13 protein-coding genes are annotated in these 18,446 nt (G+C 35.9%); 10 read left to right on the plus strand and 3 right to left on the minus strand.

Features of this window, described 5'->3' with window-relative positions; translation table 11 throughout:
- Positions 1-81: 81 nt before the first annotated feature.
- Entirely contained in the window at positions 82-447 is a 366-nt protein-coding gene (locus HCJ45_RS10565; RefSeq protein ID WP_187124767.1) for a hypothetical protein, read from the plus strand.
- A gap of 410 nt (positions 448-857) precedes the next feature.
- The gene (locus tag HCJ45_RS10570; RefSeq protein ID WP_187124768.1) at positions 858-6,950 is read left to right on the plus strand and encodes a LapB repeat-containing protein; all 6,093 of its coding nucleotides are present in this window, start codon (positions 858-860) and stop codon (positions 6,948-6,950) included.
- Positions 6,951-7,009: 59 nt separating this feature from the next.
- Here HCJ45_RS10570 and HCJ45_RS10575 read toward each other — a convergent pair whose 3' ends face one another.
- The 3 genes from HCJ45_RS10575 to HCJ45_RS10585 all read right to left on the minus strand — a co-directional run bounded on the left by HCJ45_RS10575 (position 7,010) and on the right by HCJ45_RS10585 (position 9,056).
- On the minus strand, positions 7,010-7,345 hold the full coding sequence (locus tag HCJ45_RS10575; protein ID WP_185345619.1) for a DUF898 family protein: 336 nt from the start codon (positions 7,343-7,345) through the stop codon (positions 7,010-7,012).
- 426 nt (positions 7,346-7,771) lie between these two features.
- Positions 7,772-8,203 (minus strand): DUF1433 domain-containing protein, encoded by a 432-nt coding sequence (locus tag HCJ45_RS10580; RefSeq protein WP_187124769.1) that lies wholly within the window; start codon positions 8,201-8,203, stop codon positions 7,772-7,774.
- Between the two features lie 424 nt (positions 8,204-8,627).
- The gene (locus tag HCJ45_RS10585; RefSeq protein WP_187124770.1) at positions 8,628-9,056 is read right to left on the minus strand and encodes a DUF1433 domain-containing protein; all 429 of its coding nucleotides are present in this window, start codon (positions 9,054-9,056) and stop codon (positions 8,628-8,630) included.
- 140 nt (positions 9,057-9,196) lie between these two features.
- Between HCJ45_RS10585 and HCJ45_RS10590 the strand changes: the two genes are divergently transcribed.
- From HCJ45_RS10590 to HCJ45_RS10625, 8 genes are all read left to right on the plus strand, one after another.
- Positions 9,197-10,426 (plus strand): lipase, encoded by a 1,230-nt coding sequence (locus HCJ45_RS10590; RefSeq protein ID WP_187124771.1) that lies wholly within the window; start codon positions 9,197-9,199, stop codon positions 10,424-10,426.
- 11 nt (positions 10,427-10,437) lie between these two features.
- A complete protein-coding gene (locus HCJ45_RS10595) occupies positions 10,438-10,848 on the plus strand; it encodes a hypothetical protein (RefSeq protein ID WP_185395779.1) in 411 nt (136 codons plus the stop codon).
- A 335-nt stretch (positions 10,849-11,183) separates the two neighbouring features.
- Complete coding sequence (locus tag HCJ45_RS10600; protein WP_187124772.1) at positions 11,184-11,579, plus strand: hypothetical protein; 396 nt, start codon at positions 11,184-11,186, stop codon at positions 11,577-11,579.
- 18 nt (positions 11,580-11,597) lie between these two features.
- Positions 11,598-12,206 carry a TetR/AcrR family transcriptional regulator gene (locus tag HCJ45_RS10605; protein ID WP_187124773.1) on the plus strand — a complete coding sequence of 203 codons (609 nt, stop codon included), beginning with the start codon at positions 11,598-11,600 and terminating at the stop codon, positions 12,204-12,206.
- A gap of 78 nt (positions 12,207-12,284) precedes the next feature.
- Complete coding sequence (locus tag HCJ45_RS10610; protein WP_187124774.1) at positions 12,285-14,447, plus strand: MMPL family transporter; 2,163 nt, start codon at positions 12,285-12,287, stop codon at positions 14,445-14,447.
- A gap of 78 nt (positions 14,448-14,525) precedes the next feature.
- Positions 14,526-15,452, plus strand: a complete 927-nt coding sequence (locus HCJ45_RS10615) for a dipeptidase (RefSeq protein WP_187124775.1) — start codon at positions 14,526-14,528, stop codon at positions 15,450-15,452.
- Positions 15,453-15,610: 158 nt separating this feature from the next.
- Positions 15,611-16,954 carry an RNA polymerase factor sigma-54 gene (rpoN, locus tag HCJ45_RS10620; RefSeq protein ID WP_187124776.1) on the plus strand — a complete coding sequence of 448 codons (1,344 nt, stop codon included), beginning with the start codon at positions 15,611-15,613 and terminating at the stop codon, positions 16,952-16,954.
- A gap of 440 nt (positions 16,955-17,394) precedes the next feature.
- Complete coding sequence (locus HCJ45_RS10625) at positions 17,395-18,441, plus strand: sugar-binding transcriptional regulator (protein WP_187124777.1); 1,047 nt, start codon at positions 17,395-17,397, stop codon at positions 18,439-18,441.
- The last annotated feature ends 5 nt before the right edge of the window (positions 18,442-18,446 follow it).

Raw genomic sequence — 18,446 nt, forward strand, 5'->3', positions numbered from 1 at the left:
ACAACTACAAAATATACAAGTACTGCTTCAAGTACATACGGTCAAAGCTGTAATAAATAAAATGAAAAGAGAGATAATGGAATGAAGAAAAAGTGGTTAATATTATTAATTGGGACAATAGTTATTGGTACTTCAGTATTCGGAATAAAATGGCTACTAGATAGAGATAATCTTGTAGGGATGGTACAAGTTGATGGGCTTCTATATATAGTGACGAATGAACCAGCAAAAAAGGAAGATAGTTTGGGGAAATTTGGGGAAGTAGAGCAGAAAATAAAAAGATATCAAATACCAGATAAAGATTTTACCTCTAACTCATTAAATGAAGGCGTAGAACTTTATCAAGCCAAAAACGGAGACGCTTACCCTAGAATTATTTTGTATAAAGAAGAGGGTGAATACTACATTGCCTCGGAAGCTGTGGAACAACCTAATCAGCAGCAATGATAGGATTTAGTATTAACAAACTAGTGGGTTATCCAACATAAGAGGTATGATTTGTAGCAAGTAAACTCTAAACGGCTATAAACCAAGTGTGTATTAATCCTCTGTTAGCATAACGGAAAACGAAAGATTAAAGCCTATAAATTATTTGAAAGCAATTGTAGTTAGTTGTTTTCGATTAATTTATAGGTTTTTTTAGAATAAATATATGCGAATTTATTTAGAAAAATATCAATATCACTTGAAAATGAAGGGCTGATTGCTTGTAATTTGATTTTTTAGTTTTTTGAGCCATTCACATTTTGTTCACAAAATAATGGATTAAGAAAAAAACTTTATGAAAACAGCTCAAAATTAAATAGAGTAAGCACGGTATGATATTAGTATGTATAGAAACGCAGAGGAGTGAGCGGATGATTAAAAAGATTTTCACTGGTGTCATAGCTGGTGCGATATTAGTGCAAGCGACAGTAGGCCCGATATATATCACAGCGAATGCGGTAGAAACACAAACAGAAACAAAACAAGCCGATATTACAATGCAAGCTAAAGCAGAAAATACAGGTTTAGATAATAATGAAATTGTTATCCAAAACACAGTAGAGGGTCAAAACTACACACTAACTTTACCTGAACAGCTTCAATTGGATACAAGCAAAATAGCTGAAAATATAACTTATAATAAAACAAAGAATGAAGTAACTATTGAAGGAACAGGGGAGAAAGTTTCTTTATTTTTGATAGCTACAAAAGAAGGAAGTTATAAGTTAGACCTTAAGGAAAATACAAAGGTTACTGCAACTCTTGACCTGATTGTCCAAAAACAAGAAGATAACACTGATGAAATAAAAAATATAATAGCAAGTAAGCCACTTAAAGCCGGATTACTTGCTGGTAGTGCTATTTCCGATAAGCTATCTTTGCAAGCAGAGGGTAGCAAAACGACACTTAATAGCTACACAGAACAAATGACTATTAGTTACTCCATTAACTTCTTGGATGGTGGAGCAACCTTAAAAGATGGAAAATTAGTAGTTGATTTTACTGGTTCGGGATTAGAACCAGTAAACTACCCGAAAAGTTCCGCAGCAAATGCAAATGTAAAGTCCGCATCCTATAGCTCATCCACAGATAAATTAACTATTAACTTAGCTGATAATATCCCGAGTGGTGCTCCATTTGATATTCCGGTTGTAGTTCGTGCCAGCTATGATGCTGTGCCTGGAACTACCATGGACTTAAAAGCAACTCTTTCCGGAGCAAATAACAGCGGAGACACATATAATCCAGTGGATAAAGCAATAAGCTATATGCTAGCAATAAGTGGCGATAACAAAGTATACGAGCCGATTACTGCTGGAGATGGCAGTTGGGATTTTGCTAATAGAAATGTATCCTTTTCATTGGCACCTGGAGGCTATCACATTGTATGGCCTGTACTTAATAAAAAAAGTACAGAAAATAAGAGTTTTAAAAACTTAAAGATAGAATATCTCAAAGAAAATGGTGCTGAAGCGTTTGATTTGAGATTGGGTAATTTAAATATCATTCAGTCTGGTGCATATTGGTCTTCTCTAAGCGATATTAACGGATCACCTATTCAAATTAGTGATACCGCTGAAAAAAAAGTAGTAGAATATGGACCAATTAATGCCAATTTATATAAGCAAGTACAATTAACTGTAGCATCTAGGATTCCTAAAACAGCAGTTCCGGGAACAGTTTATACAGGAACAATTAATGTATATGACGAAGATGTTTTAGTTACAACATTGAAAGTTAATTCAAATGTCCTTGCTGCCAAATCAACGGTAACCGTAGATAGTGAAGTATCCAGAACAACCATAACAGAGAATGAAATTTTTGAATGGGGTCTAATGCCTAAAGTCTCTTCTGCTATGTCTGGAGTTAATGATTTACAGATTGTCGCTCCAATTCCAGAAGGACTAAAGACACTTTCTTTTACACCCAACAATAACATGCTCCATGCCATAAAAAAATTAGAGTATTATCAAAATGGTTCATGGATAAAAGTGGATGCAAGTTCTCGAAGCGGTTGGGATTTTTCTGAAATAAATCAGTCTACTAACCCAATTGAAAAATTGCGAATTACTTATCGAGATGGAATAGTAGATGCAAATGAGTTACCTCCTTACACACCAGGAACTATTCGTTTACAAAATACAGGTATTCGTGCAGGAGATTCCTTTACTTTACAACCAGAAGCAATTTCCTACACGGATTTTGACAGCACAACTAAATCAGTAGATCCAACTAATTTAAAGAAAACAGTTCAAGTTGTGACACCTACTTCTGAACCAGCGAAGATTAACGGTGCTATTTCTTACCCATCTACTGTAAGTTCTTACGGGAAAGATTTTGGTAGTACCATTTTCTTTAACGGAGATACCATTGCACAATCAGTTCGGATTGGTAATTATGCGAATAAACTAGAAAACCCATATATTTTTGTTGTTGTACCTAAGGGGATGGACGTTACTGTATTAAGAAACTATATCCAACAGCCTTATAACAGTGCTTTAAATTATACCTATGCCCCATCAAACGGGATAGATACCATTTATCCAAAAACTTCTGCAGATATCAGTGGAGAAGAAAAACTAGCAGATGGTTCCACATTGCTTTATTGGGAAGCTCCCGATACTAGTTTATCTCCGGGAGTAAGACAATGTGAACTGCTATCTGTTGACTTAGCCTTTAAATTAAACAAAGTAAACAGTGGGGACAATAAAGTAGAATTTGGTATGGGTTCCATGACTGATGCAAACTGGTCTCTCAATGGTGCAGGTAATGATGGACTCACAACTAAAACGCTATCAAGTGAACTTCAAGCAAAATTACCAGGAGTCACCTCTAACAAATATCTATCAACAACTAAGACTGCTAATGTTGGGATTTCCAATAGCTTAGCGACCAAAATGAAGATAAAAGGTAGTCAAGATACAGAGTTAGTTGATGTAAGTACAACAACAGCAACTACGATTCCAGGTAAAAAAGTTGATTACAATTTAAACTTTAAAAACAATGGGACCAAGAGTATGAATAACTTGGAAATCATTGATATTTTACCTCATGTTGGAGATCAATACGTCCTCGGTACTGGAGGTCGTGGGTCACAATTCTCGGTTATACCAACAAGTGAAATTGAAGTACTAGTTAATGGAGAAAAAAGTGATGTAGCTACAGTAGAATACTCGACTAGCACCACACCAGAACGCTTTAACACGGATGGCGAAAATGTTGCCGGTGCTGCTTGGCAAATGACTGCACCAACCAATATGGCGGAGGTTAAAAGTTTCCGGATTAAATTACCAAACATTGAATTTAAAGTAGGCGACCAAATTGATCTCAACTTTGAAGGAATTGTTCCAACTGATGCACCACGTAACGGAGAAATTGCGTATAACTCTGTAGCGTATAGAGTGGATAAAGAAACAGCATCAGGGATTACAAAACTAGCATCCGAACCTCCACGCGGCGGTGTTAAAAGTACTACTCCAGCTACTGATTTAAGTCTCGAGGGGAATTCTTTCATCGACTTAAATAAAAATGGTGTTCAAGATAACGGTGAAAATGGTTTGAATTCTGTTCAGTTAGATTTATATAAAGAAAAAGAGGGGACATTTGAAAAATTAGAAACAATATATACGTCTCCCGATTCAACTAATCAAACGAACGGATTGTTTAACTTTGCCGGATTAAGCAATGGAGTTTATAAAATTGCTGCACATTTACCAAATAGAAATGCAGAATTTGTTACAACAGGAGATAATAAAGTCATTATAGATTCAGAAGATGATTCCATTGGTTGGTTAACTAAAAATGGTGCTCCCGAGTTTACAATAGATGATTTAGCAGCCGGAAATCCTAAAACCATCGCTGGAATTCAACTACCTATGTATATGTCTACTCCAGTTCAAGGGGCAGTCATCTTCATGAATAAAGATGGTGAGCGTAAAATTACGCAATATGGTGAAGGTTATCAAATTAAGCTATTAGATGAAGATGGGCAAGAAGTGAAAACTGCTGTGACTACAAATAATAAAGGAGAATTCTCTTTTAAAGATGTCGTTATTCAAAATCCAGTAGATTATACTTTGCAAGTTACTGCACCATCTGGTAGTAAATTTGTCTATGCGCCGCAGAATATAAATTTTAATAATACAACTGGAAAATATGCGCTAGATAATTTAACACCAGGCATTGGTAGCGTATCAGAAATTTATATTACAGATACAGGTTTACCAACAACAGCTATTCAATTAGATCGTGCGGTTTCCCCGAAAGCAATAACGATTGATTCCAAAGATGCTGAAACGGTGGTTACCAATAAATGGACAGTAGTAGATAGTAATGGAACACTGATTTATGAAGGAGTCGGAAAGGCAGTTCGTATCCCTAATGATGAAGGAACCTATACCGTTAAAAACATTGCGTCTGATGAAGCCGGAAATACGGCAACAGCAGAAAAAACTTTTGATATAGATCAAACAGCACCAGTTATTACTGCAAACCAAGATGCTTCTATCCAAGTGAATAGCACGGAAAGCGCGATTCAATGGGTGAAAAAACTTACTGTTACGGCAAATGATGTACACGATGGGAATATTCAACCAACTATCGACTACAGCCAAGTCGTTTGGAATGAACTTGGAACATATCCGGTAACAGTGCGAGCTACGGATGCTTCTGGTAATGAGTCAACACAAATCGTATCAGTTCAAGTTATTGATACCGTAGCACCTACTATTTTAGTAACCAATAATTCATTAACTTATACTGTTGAAGATATGCGTTTGTTATCGGAACAAGAATTATTTGAATCAGCTGGATTAATCGGAAGCGATAATTATGACCTAGCACCAGGACAAGCACCACAACCGAACAAGATGCCGATGATTTTTAGAAGTGATTTTAACACCGTATTTAATGATATTTCCAACGTGAAAAAAGGCCAGTATCAAGTACAAATTTTATTGGCAGATTCAAGCGGAAACCAAGCTATACCGCAAACTATCTCCATTCAAGTTGTGGATGATCAGGGACCTACTATTACCGCAGATAGTGTGACATATCATGTGAATACGACTAAAACAGAAGCAGATTTTTTGCAAGACGCTAATGTTAAAATTAAGGATAACAATGATGCTGAGGCTGATTTAACTTTAACAACAGATTTCGTTACCAAAGTTGATTTAGCAAAACCAGGAAAGTATGACGTGACTGTGAGTGCAACTGATACTTCAGGAAATACATCCACGAAAAAAGTAGAAGTTGATGTAGTAAAAGATAAGCCAGTGATTTCAGCAGATAAAGAAATCACTTATCAAGGGAAAACAAACGTCACAGAAGCTAAATTCCTCAGTGATATTCAGGCAACAGTGAATGATGAATTAGATGGAAATATCCAGGTTACCAGTGACTTTGCTGAAAAAGTTAATCAAAACAAAGTTGGCATCTATCCAGTGAAACTTGACGCAGTAGACACCTATGGGAATAAAGCAAATCCTGTTACTATCTATGTGCAAATTGAAAATAAGATAGCACCAACTTTAGAAAAAATAAAAGATCAAACTATTGAGGCGACGGATAAATTATCTGAGTTGTCGGCGATTTTCGGGATAGAAGCAAGTGATTATATGACGGGCGAATCCTTAGCAATCACCTACACTCCAGACCAATCTATCCAAGGTAACGTTCCAGGAACATACCCAATAAAAGTCAGCACGAAAGACACTGCGGGTAATACAACAGAGAGCAATGTTGTACTCACGATTGTTGATACAACAGCACCAACATTTATAGCAAAACAATCAAGTAAAAAAATAGAAATTAATACAGCAGCGCCAAATTGGTTGACGTTCTTTGGCATCCAAGCAATTGATATTGTAGATGGTGATGATACTAAACAGGTCAAAGTGGATGCGAGCGAAGTGAAACTAGCTCAACTAGGCGAATACCATGTTTACTTTACAGTAACGGATCAAACAGGAAATGTAGCAAATCAATTTATCACAACGGTCCAAGTGGTTGATACGACATCTCCAACATTGTTGGTAACAAAGGACAAGATTAGTTACCCGAAAGGAAAAAATGTATCAGAAAACCAATTTCTACAAGATGTCGGTGCAAGTGCAACTGACAATAACGGCATTGTATCAATCACTACCAACTTTGCCAAAGTAGTTAACTGGAATCAAGCAGGCGTATATCAAGTAACTATCACTGCAACTGATTCATCCGGAAATGTGGCGAAAAAAGTGATTCAAGTTACAGTAAAAGATAGCGACACAGCAATTATCATCAACCCTAAAAATGAACCCAATAACCAAAGAAAAGGCGGCAGCAAAAACGTTTCTTCTAAAAATAAGAAAAACATGCCAGAAACAGGAGATACATGGAATACTGAATTACTTCTAACTGGCAGCCTACTTCTCTTAGCTGGTATTTGGTTGTTCCGCAGAAAGAACACAAAAACAAAATAAAATAAAAAAAGTGGAGATAGTTAGTGATAGAAAAAATCACCAAACATCTCCGCTTTTTCTTATTTAAATACTGTATTTTTAACTTTCCAATCTTCCAATTTAATAAATACCCAGAAGCTATAAATACCTATCGTAATAATGCTTAATAATAACCACTTAATCCAATGACCGAAAAGCCCAACTGCTGATCCTCGAAATTCTAAACGTCTACCTTCAATAACAGTATGATTTATTTTCCAACCATAGATCATACATAAAGCCCATGGATAACAAATACCAATTGTCACAATCGTTATAATAACTCCTAGTATTGTCCAACCTATAAATTGCAGTAATCCTCCGTCAAAAAATGATGTTCTCCCGTTTCGTGTTTCTAACATAGTTTGTTCTCCCATTTTGCCCCAACTTCCTAGTTATATTTTGATAGCCATAAAAACGATTATACTATATTAATATAGCCGTAACAGCTACACTATTTATTTTAGCATAATGACTATAATAAGTAGACCATCCATTGATCATATAACAACAAATATTTAAAAGTAACGCTACAATTTAAAAAAATCCATTTTACAAATAGTCCAGCTTTTGGGAGCTGACAGTTTTTATTTAAAAAAATAGGGGCGTGAGGTAGGATGGAGGTAAGGATAAAAAGTGGCGTGTGTTAATTACTTATTGTGAAATGTAAATACTCCTGAAACACGGTTCATTACTTTTTCACGCAACGGATTAAACCAGATAGAAAACAATTATGTCCGTTTGGAGTAAATTGAGGAATTGCAACAAAAAAAACAAGGAACTAGTACAAAATTAGTTTCTTGTTAGAGTGGGTGTTGGTTATTTTGAAGGATAGAAGCTTCTAGAGACTGCAGGTCAGTCATAATTTCTTGAACAGAACGTGTTTTTAACGAAGATTCTTCTGTATTAGATTCTTTTTCTTTCTTCTTTTTGGCTTTTTCTTCGGCTTCAATATCGGAAATATTGGTTGATTTAAATTTATATTTTTGTTTCATATAATTTTCGTATATGTAAGTTGTTGTATCAACGACTTCAACTCCATTTATTCCGTCTAAAGGAGCATCAATTTTTAATTTTTTGTTATTGTTTATGTAACCTTTAATATGTGTTACACCGGTTGGATTTGTATAGGTTTCTGTTAAAGTAACAGATTCTATATTGTTATAGTTATAGTTTAGATATTTTTCAATACGTGGTTTTTGTTCAGCCATTAAATCTTTTTCTTGATGTTTCATGTATAAGTACCCTCCTAAAATGATACATAGTATAATAAATGGTATGATTGATATGATAATGAATTTCTTTTTTCTTTCCATGTAGTAAACTCCCGTCTTTTGTTCTATACAAAATAAGTATAACATACGAGGTGATGAAAATGGCAGAATTTAATGACGAACAATATTTTAATTTAACTGCTTGAGTTTATGAGAATGATGTACTTGAAATGTGAACAAGGATTTCCAAAATGTGGGAAAGGAAAATTTGGCACATACCAGGAGATAGATGCGCCTTGCGATGTGTGAAAATGAAGGAGTAGAAACATGGTTCATTGCCTTTTTACGCAACGGATTAAACCAGATAGAAACAATTAAGTCCGTTTGGAGTAAATTGAGGAATTGCAACAAAAAAACAAGAAACTAGTGCAAAATTAGTTTCTTGTTAGAGTGGGTTTCGGTTATTTTGAAGGATAGAAGTTTCTAGAGACTGCAGGTCAGTCATAATTTCTTGAACAGAACGCACTTTTAACGAAGATTCTTCTGTATTAGATTCCTTTTCTTTCTTCTTTTTGGCTTTTTCTTCGGCTTCAATATCTGAAACATTTTTTCCTTTTGTATCTGCATTGGGTTTTTCGAGTTTGTAAATTTCTTCTGTGACATTGACAACTTCAACGCCATTTTTTCCATCCATAGCAGCATCAATCCAAAGTTTTTTATTATCATTGATGTATCCTTCAATATGTGTGATTCCTGTTGGGTTTGTGTGAGTGCCTGTTAATGTTATGCTGTCTACATTATTAAAATTATAAGCGAAAAATTTTTCAATACGTGGTTTTTGTTCAGCCATTAATTCTTTTTCCTGATGTTTCATGTATAAGTACCCTCCTAAAATGATACATAGTATAATAAGTGGTATGATTGATATGATGATGAATTTCTTTTTTCTTTTCATGTAGTTAGCTCCCGTCATTTGTTCTATACAAGATAAATATAACATAAGAGGTGATGAAAATGGCAGAATTTACAGATGAACAATATTTTAATTTGGCTGATAGAGTTTATAACAATGATGTTTTAGAAAGTAAAAAGCCTATTAGTTTGAAAGATGGTTCGCAATGGCGTGTAATTAATTCGGTTGATAAACAAGGAAGTGGCTTACAAGCTATCGCCGTTGTACCAGCAAAAGAGTACAAAAAAGGAAAAACATCTTATGCTAACGCTATTTTTGTGGCACGAGGTTCGGAACCAAATGCCAAGCAATTTATGAAGGATTGGATCCACACGGATGTTGGGAAACTGGGTATTGGACAGAAACCAGAAACGGATAGAAAGTTAAAAAAAGCTGTAGGACAACCGTCTCAAACAGTGGCTGATTTTGCTAAAAAATGGTCGTTACCGGGAAAAGGAATGGCGCAATTACCAGCTTGGTACAGCAATACCGACAACCAATTTTATGATTATCAAGTGTTTGTGAATCAAACGTTAAAGGATTATCAGATTCCCAATTATACGTTTACAGGGCATAGTTTAGGTGGTGCTTTATCGCAATATATGGGTGTACAAAAAAAGAAAAAAACGGTGACGTATGCAGCAGCTAATCCGTTTCGCTTATTGACGAAGGAACAACAAGCAGCAGTGGAAAATGGAGATTTTGATAGCCTTATTACAGATTATCGTCATCGTCTAGACCCAGTAGGAAAAATTGTTCCTGGAGGTGTCGTGATAGGAAAACAATTTATTATGGATACGAATTCAGATGTACCTTTAGGTTCGTCTCTTTTCATGGGACATTTAAAAGGAACGTTTGCTGGAATGTTTACTGCTAATGGTTCAGCGAAATTAAAAGTGAATCCAGATATGGTTATTCAACAAGCAAGTCGATTGGATGATGTGTTAGCGATTATGCAACAGACTCAATATCGCATGCAAGATTTAGAGGAAGAAGTAATGAAAAAGTCGCGAAAACTTCGAGAAGATTTAGAAGATGATACCAGCGAAGGCGCTCGTTTTAGCGAATTAAATGTATGGGATGTGGATGAAGCATTAACGGAGCGTGCAGTGAAATATCATGAGGGGGTTTATACGTTTCATGATCCAGCTAAATTTGAAGCTTTTTATGCGTTAAATGAACAACAAATGCAACGTTTACGTGGTTTTCAAGAGGAATTAATTCAAGCAGCAGAGTCCATCCGAGAGAAAGATATTTCTTTAGGTGATTGGATAGCTCATAATCAGTCATAGGAGGTTTATGCATGTATCAAAGTACGTATCAACGGGGAATGGAAATGGCAACAGGCAGTCGTTCTGGTGAATTATTGTATCAAGCAAAACAATTAAGAGAACGGCTAGATAAAGGGGATTTAAGTGACAAAGAACGAAGCAATTTAGTGATGGCAGAAAGAGAGCTTATTCAGCAAGCGCAAAAAATTGATTTAAAGAAAGCCGTCAAAAAAGGGGCTAAAAAAATAGAGGATGTATTGGATGAAGAAATGGACCGTGTTCAAAAAAAGTATCCGACGGTACAAGAAGACCTGCAAGCAGTGCAAGTGACGTTGAAAGACGCTTTTGAATCAGCGACAGGAGATGCGGTATTTATGTGGCTACAAACGACTCGAACAGAAGCGATACAAGCGAGTAGAGAAGCATTAGAAGCTTCGTGGTAAGCAAGTACAAAGGATAGAAACGGATTAAATAGGAAGTGTCCACAGTAAATGGCCGGTAGAATGGAGAGGGGGGTTATGTTTTTTCTTGCCAAATAGAAGACACTGCCACTAAAAAATGAGCATAAAAGAAAAACATTTTCGTTGGATTTATGTAAAATGAACCGCTCCAAAAAGTTAGACCAAAAATCTAACTTTTTGGGTATCTATAGTAGAGGTATACTTTTTTTCCTACAAAATGCTATCCTTATAAGGTGATAAAAGATATCGGATTAGAAAAGACGTTTACATGCATTCTTTTTTTGAAGAAATCGTAATTAGCAAGGGAGGCGTTTAGGTTGGCTATTAGTTTAAGAGAGCGATTAGAAGAAGAAATAAAGGTATACAGTGAAGAAAATAATTTAACCGTTCGGACAATGGATTTTTTATATGCTGGTACTAACATGCGAGCAAGGCACACACTTGTCTTAGCTTTTACAGAGGCAGGAATGTTTACTTTTGTATTTAAGTTAAGTGATGCCGAAATGCACTTTTTAGATGCAAAAACAATCCAACAAATAAGTTTAGCTAAAAAAAAGTTAGTATATCAATTACATATTCGAGCAGTTACTGAAAATGGCGAGCTTGAAGAAGGTAAGTACCTTGTAAGTAAGCGTGTTTTTGGGAGGAAATGGCATAAAGAAACTTTGCAAAAATTAATTAATAAAAATATCCAATTGTTATCCTCGGAATAAAAGAAAGGTGGGATGATGATGCAGAAAAAGCGTACAAGAGCAGAAGAACTAGCAATTACTAGAAGGAAAATTTTGGATACCGCGCGTGATTTATTTATGGAAAAAGGCTATCGGGCTGTATCTACAAGGGAAATAGCAAGTGTTGTAAAAATTACTCAGCCAGCTTTATACCATCATTTTGAAGATAAAGAAACACTTTATATAGAAGTAGTCCGTGAATTAACCAAGCAAATCCAACTAGAAATGCATCCACTTTTAGCATCCACAAAAACTAGCGAAGAGCAGCTGAAAGATATGTTAATCATGCTAATTGAAAAGCATCCTACCAATATTTTATTAATGGTTCACGATATATTAAATGAAATGAAACCAGAAAATCAATATTTAATGTACAGATTATGGCAAGAAACCTATTTAGAACCATTTCAAGCTTTTTTTCAAGGGCAAGAAGCTGCGGGGAAATTGCGAGAAGGTATAACTGCCGAAGTGGCCGCTAGATATTGTTTAGCGACAATTAGTCCGCTTTTTTCTGGTAAAAGTCAATTTGCCGAAAAACAAAGTACAACACAACGGATTGAAGAATTAATGGATTTAATGATGTTTGGCATTTCTAAAAAAGAGGTATAAATGAGAGTGCTTCTTTTTTTGGCATTTCACTTATCAGACGATAAATGAAAATCAAACAAGCGTGAAGGGGGATTAATAATGAAAGATGGATTCTTAAGTAAAGTAGCTAGCGGGGTAGGTGGGAAAAAAGGACGTTTTATAACTCTTGGAATTTGGATTGCCGCAATCATTGTGTTACAAATTTTCTTTCCAAAAGCAGCTGATTACAAAGATGATACAGCTAAAGATTTACCAAGTTCAGAACCTTCTGTTGTAGCGCAAAAATTAATTGATAAGCAATTTGCTGGGACAGATGGGGTGCCTGCGCTTATTACATGGTATCGCTCAACAGGTTTGACCACAGCAGATTTAATAAATATTCAAAAATACAGTAAAGAATTAACTGAAAGCCCTGTGGATTATCAACAAATGGCTGTTCCTTATGATAAATTGCCACCAATAGCTCTTAAACAGCAAGTATCTGATGATGGGACAACCTTTATTCAAACTATTATTATGGAAAATAGTGCTACATCTGATGAACTATCAAAAAGTTTTCAGCAACTTGAATCAAAAGCAAAAACAACTATTGGAGAAGATCCATTTACTCAGAAAGTGACAGCGAGCGATACGTTGATAGCACGAACTACAGGACCTGCCGGGATTAGCGTAGATGCGAGCGGCTTATTTAAAGATGCGGATGTTTCTCTTTTAATCGGAACTGTTTTGCTCGTACTTATTTTTTTACTAGTTATTTATCGTTCACCGATTTTAGCGCTTATTCCGCTAATTGCAGTGGGTTTTGCCTACTTAGTTATTACGCCAATTCTCGGATTACTCGCAAAAGAAGGAATTATCACATATGGATCTCAAGGGCTGTCGATTATGACCGTATTGCTATTTGGTGCAGGGACAGATTATTGTCTCTTCCTTATATCCAGATTTCGTAGCCATTTGCATACAGAGAAAAATCGCTTTCAGGCATTTAAAGAAGCTTTTAGTGGCACAGCAGGAGCAATTGCGCTTAGTGGTTTGACTGTAATGGCGGCACTGTTGTTACTGCTAGCTGCTGAGTATGGTTCATTTCATAATTTTGCAGTACCATTCAGTTTAGCGATTTTTATCATGATGATTTCATCGTTAACGCTTGTACCAGCATTGTTAGGTGTTTTTGGTCGCGTTTCATTCTGGCCATTTGTCCCTAGAACAGTGGAAATGGAAGAAGAACGTGCAACGAAGAAAGGTAAAGCACCTAAATATCACAAAGAAAATCGATTTTGGCATAAAATTGGCGAAATGTCTGCAAAACATCCAGTGAAAATTTTAGTTATTACTTTGATTATTTTAATTGGTTGCGGCATCTTTACCACCCAAGTAAAATACACCTATGATACACTCTCCACTTTTCCAGAAGATATGCCATCTCGAGAAGGATTTACATTAATTAGTGATCATTATGGTGCAGGTATGTTAGCTCCAATGGAAGTTGTTGTAAACTCGAAGGAATCAATGAAAGCCTCACTCGAAAATGTGGATGGGATTCAATCTGTTTCCAGACCTGAACGGAACAATGGTTACCAAAAATATACACTAATTTTGGAGGATAATCCGTACAGCAATGAAGCAATGGATGTTGTACCGAAAGTTCGCGATGCAGCAGATAAGGGAAATGATGTATATATCGCTGGGCAAACAGCTACACAATATGATGATCGTGCAGTTACAGAGCATGATGAAAAAGTCATTATTCCTTTAGTGATAGCTCTAATTGCAATTTTACTACTCTGCTATTTACGTTCCATTACAGCCATGCTTTATTTGGTTGCGACTGTCTTGCTTTCATTTGTCGGGGCGCTGGGACTTGGTTGGGTCATTATTCATTATGCGATGGGAGTAGAAGCTATTTCTGGTTTAATACCACTATATGCTTTTGTTTTTATAGTTGCACTTGGAGAAGATTACAATATCTTTATGATCTCTAGCATTTGGAAAAATAGTGAAAAATTACCACTTCGAAAAGCAATTACAGAAGGTGTTGGGCAAACAGGAGGCGTTATTACTTCAGCTGGTTTAATTCTCGCAGGAACATTTGGTGTACTTACTACACTTCCAATTCAGCTATTAGTCCAATTTGGATTAATAACAGCAATTGGTGTGTTATTAGATACTTTTATTGTCCGTCCGTTCTTAGTTCCATCGATTACCGTACTTCTTGGAAAATGGGCATTTTGGCCGGGTAAAAAGCATAAAATCAGCAAATAAATTCATTCTAAAAAAACTGCTTGTCTATTCCTTAGAAAAGTATATAATAGATGTATCAAAAAGGAGGCACGACAGAAAATGAGAGTAATTGATACACACTGTGATGCGCTTTATAAATTGCAAGCTGGAAAAGGTAAATACACTTTTCAAGATGCTGAGGAACTAGATGTTAATTTTGAGCGACTTGTAGAAGCTGAAATGTTATTACAAGGGTTTGCGATTTTTCTTGATGAATGTGTTCCAGTAGAGCATAAATGGAAGAAAGCTGTAGAACAGGTTAATATTTTTAAGCAACATGTGCTCCATAAGGGTGGAATAATTCATCAAGTGAAAAAATGGACTGACTTAGAAAATTTCCCAGAGAATAAAATTGGCGCTGTGCTAACGTTAGAAGGCATTGAACCGATTGGACACGACTTGGATAAATTAACACAATTACTCGATGCAGGTGTATTATCTGTCGGTTTGACTTGGAATAACGCAAATTTAGCAGCAGATGGAATTATGGAAGAACGCGGCGCTGGTTTAACACAGTTTGGCAAAGAAATTATACGCCGCTTAAATGAACGAAAAGTATTTACAGATGTTTCTCATTTAAGTGTAAAGGCGTTTTGGGATACTTTAGAAGAAGCAGAATTTATTATTGCCAGCCATTCAAGTGCAAAAGCTATTTGTTCTCATCCTAGAAATTTAGATGATGACCAAATTAAAGCAATGATTGAGCGAGACGCAATGATTCATGTGATTTTCCACCCGCTATTTACCACTAATTCTGGAGTAGCTAATATGGAAGATATTATTCGTCATATTGATCATATTTGTGAACTTGGAGGAGTGAAAAATATTGGTTTCGGTTCGGATTTCGATGGCATTCCAGACCACGTTAAAGGGCTTGAAAATGCTGGGAAATACCAAGACTTTCTCCAAGTACTAGCAAAACATTATACAAAAGAAGAAGTAAGCGGATTTGCTTCTCAAAACTTTTTAAATCATTTACCAAAATAACCAAAAAACCAAGTACCAATCCAGTACTTGGTTTTTTGCGCATAAACAAACAGAATCTACTGTAATTTGAAAATCCCCATGTTATAATAAATTAAGAATGGAATATTACTTAGCTTGATATAAACATAATCAGACTAAATTTTAATGGAGGTTTTATTTTGCGTTTAGAATCTAATTTCGTTCAAAAGCAGCAACAAAAACAATCGCTGAAATTAAATATGACGCAACAATTGTCACAGTCTATTGCTATGCTTCAATTTGCAACAGCTGATCTAATGGCATTTTTAGAAGATAAAGCACTTGAGAACCCATTAATTGAAGTGATTCCAGGCTCAGATATTGGAACAGATTTTTCTTACAGTGGTCGTAAAAGCTCTGGAAGTTCAGATGATACAGACTGGCTAGACCAAATTGCAGATAATAAGCTGACATTAGCTGATGCGCTAAAAGAACAGTTGCAATTAATGAAAGTGACCCAAACACATAAAATTATTGTTTTATATTTAATAGAAAGTTTAAGCGATAGTGGTTATTTACAAATTGATTTAAAAGATGTAAGTTCTGCACTTTTAATGGATGATTCAACGGTTTTAGAAGGACTTGAAATTCTACAAAGTATGGAACCGGCTGGTGTGGGAGCTAGAGATGCACGTGAATGTATTTTGCTCCAAATCGAACGGTCCCCAGATGCTCCTTATATCGCTTACGACGTTATTCAAAAGTATTTCACAGAATTTGCTGAAAAGAAATGGAAGAAAATTGCTACGGAGATGGATGTTAGTTTACAAAATATCCAAGAAGTATCTGATTATATCCAAACATTAAATCCTAAGCCAGGTTCAGAATTTGAGTCGGAACGCGTGCAATATATTGTGCCAGACTTAATCCTTTTACAAAATGAAAAGGAACTCGTCGTTACTTTGGCAAAACAATTTTTACCGCAAGTTCGCTTTCAGTCTGCTTACTATGAAACAATGCGGGCAACCGAAGAGAAAGATGTTGCTCAATTTTTACGGGACAAAGCGGGAGAATTTGATTGGATTAAAAAAGGAATTGAACAACGAGAAAACACCTTACAACGAGTGGGAGAAGCCATTGTTCAACATCAAAAGGCATACTTCACAGACAATTCAGCGCATTTGCAACCACTAACATTAAAAGAAGTGGCGGAAGAACTTGGTGTTCATGAATCAACCGTAAGTCGAGCAGTAAATGGAAAATACATGGAAACAAATACAGGGGTATATGAACTAAAACGCTTTTTTGCATCAGGATTACAGAAAAAATCTGCTGAAAATGAAGATTTAGGAGATGTTTCCAGTACAACCATCAAAAAACTAGTACAAGAATTCGTTTTAGCAGAAGATAAACTAAAACCACTTTCCGATCAAAAAATAGTAGATATGCTTGCGAAAAAAGATATTCAAGTTTCGAGAAGAGCAATTGCAAAATATCGTTTAGAATTAAATATTCCTTCTTCATCCAAAAGAAAGAGATTTTAAAAGACGTTTTACTCCTATCAAAAGCTGTGGGACACAAAACGTCTTTTTTAAAAATAAAAAATTCGCTAGCGCATGTTTCTTTTTCAATTAAGGTGGAAAACTACTTATATAGCCCATCTAAAACTTTGCAAGATAAAAATGGATTGTAAATTATAGGTGAATATTTCATAAATGTCCCACTTAATACTTGAAGAATTATGCTAACACTGTTAGAATAGGGAACGTAGGGTAGTAAAAGAACGATAAAAAAGTTTCACCGGTGTAAGCAAAAAGAGAAGGGGTAAAAACACATTGAGAGACACTCTGTTGACGAGCTGAATTGGCTAGTTTAATAGTCTTGAAAGGTACGTTAAACCTCCATCTCTACTTTTTTTAGTTCAAACGGGACATCTTATGACTAAGTGGGTCGTATCGTGTCCATAGATGAGGAGCAATTAAAAATGTCAGATTTAATTAACATTCAGAAAAAGTTATTGCCCGACGTTTTAATGATTATGCAAAAACGCTACCAAATCCTACGCTCAATTTATTTTTCTGAACCAGTTGGAAGACGAACACTCGCTGGAATGCTCGGTATGAGTGAACGAGTTCTAAGAGGCGAAGTTGAATTTTTGAAAGCACAAGGTTTAATAGAAATTGCTTCATCCGGAATGACCGTTACAAAAGAAGGATTGATTGTTTTTCGTGATTTAGAAAGCGTCATGAATCAACTTTCAGGGTTACATTCAATGGAAGAACAATTAGCAAAAAAATTGCAAATCAAAAAATGCTTGGTAGTGCAAGGTGATAGTGATGTTACACCATGGGTCCGTGAAGAAATGGGACGTGTGGCAGTAGAACAATTAGACATGGCACTCACTGAAAAAAGAAACATCGTCGCAGTTATGGGCGGCTCTACAATGGCAACTGTTGCCGAAATGATGACAACTGATTTTGCAAAAGGCAGAGATTTACTTTTCGTTCCTGGGCGTGGAGGTATTGGTGAAGACCTTGACAATCAAGCGAATACAATTTGTGACAAGATGGCAACAAAGACAAACACGAAACACCGCGTTCTCTATGTTCCGGAGCAGCTTGGCGAAGAAGCCTATCGTTCCTTACTGAAAGAACCGGCAATTCAAGAAGGCTTACGATTAGTACAATCCGCAAATGCCATTATTTTAGGCATAGGTGATGCGCTCGCAATGGCGAAACGCAGACATACCAGCGAAGATGTGCTTGAAAAAATCATCCATCGTAAAGCTGTTGGTGAAGCATTTGGTTATTATTTTGATGAACAAGGCGAGGTTGTACATAAGGTTCCTACTTTCGGTCTTCAATTTGAAGATTTAGCACAAATCCCGCATATTATCGCTGTTGCAGGTGGTACATCAAAAGCCAAAGCAATCAAATCGTATATGAAAAGTGCTCCCAAAAATACGATTTTAATTACGGATGAAGGAGCAGCAAAGTCGCTTTTAAAAGGGAGTAATACCCTTTTGAAATAAAAAAA

The sequence above is a fragment of the Listeria immobilis genome (genome assembly GCF_014322845.1).
Lineage (GTDB): Bacteria > Bacillota > Bacilli > Lactobacillales > Listeriaceae > Listeria > Listeria immobilis.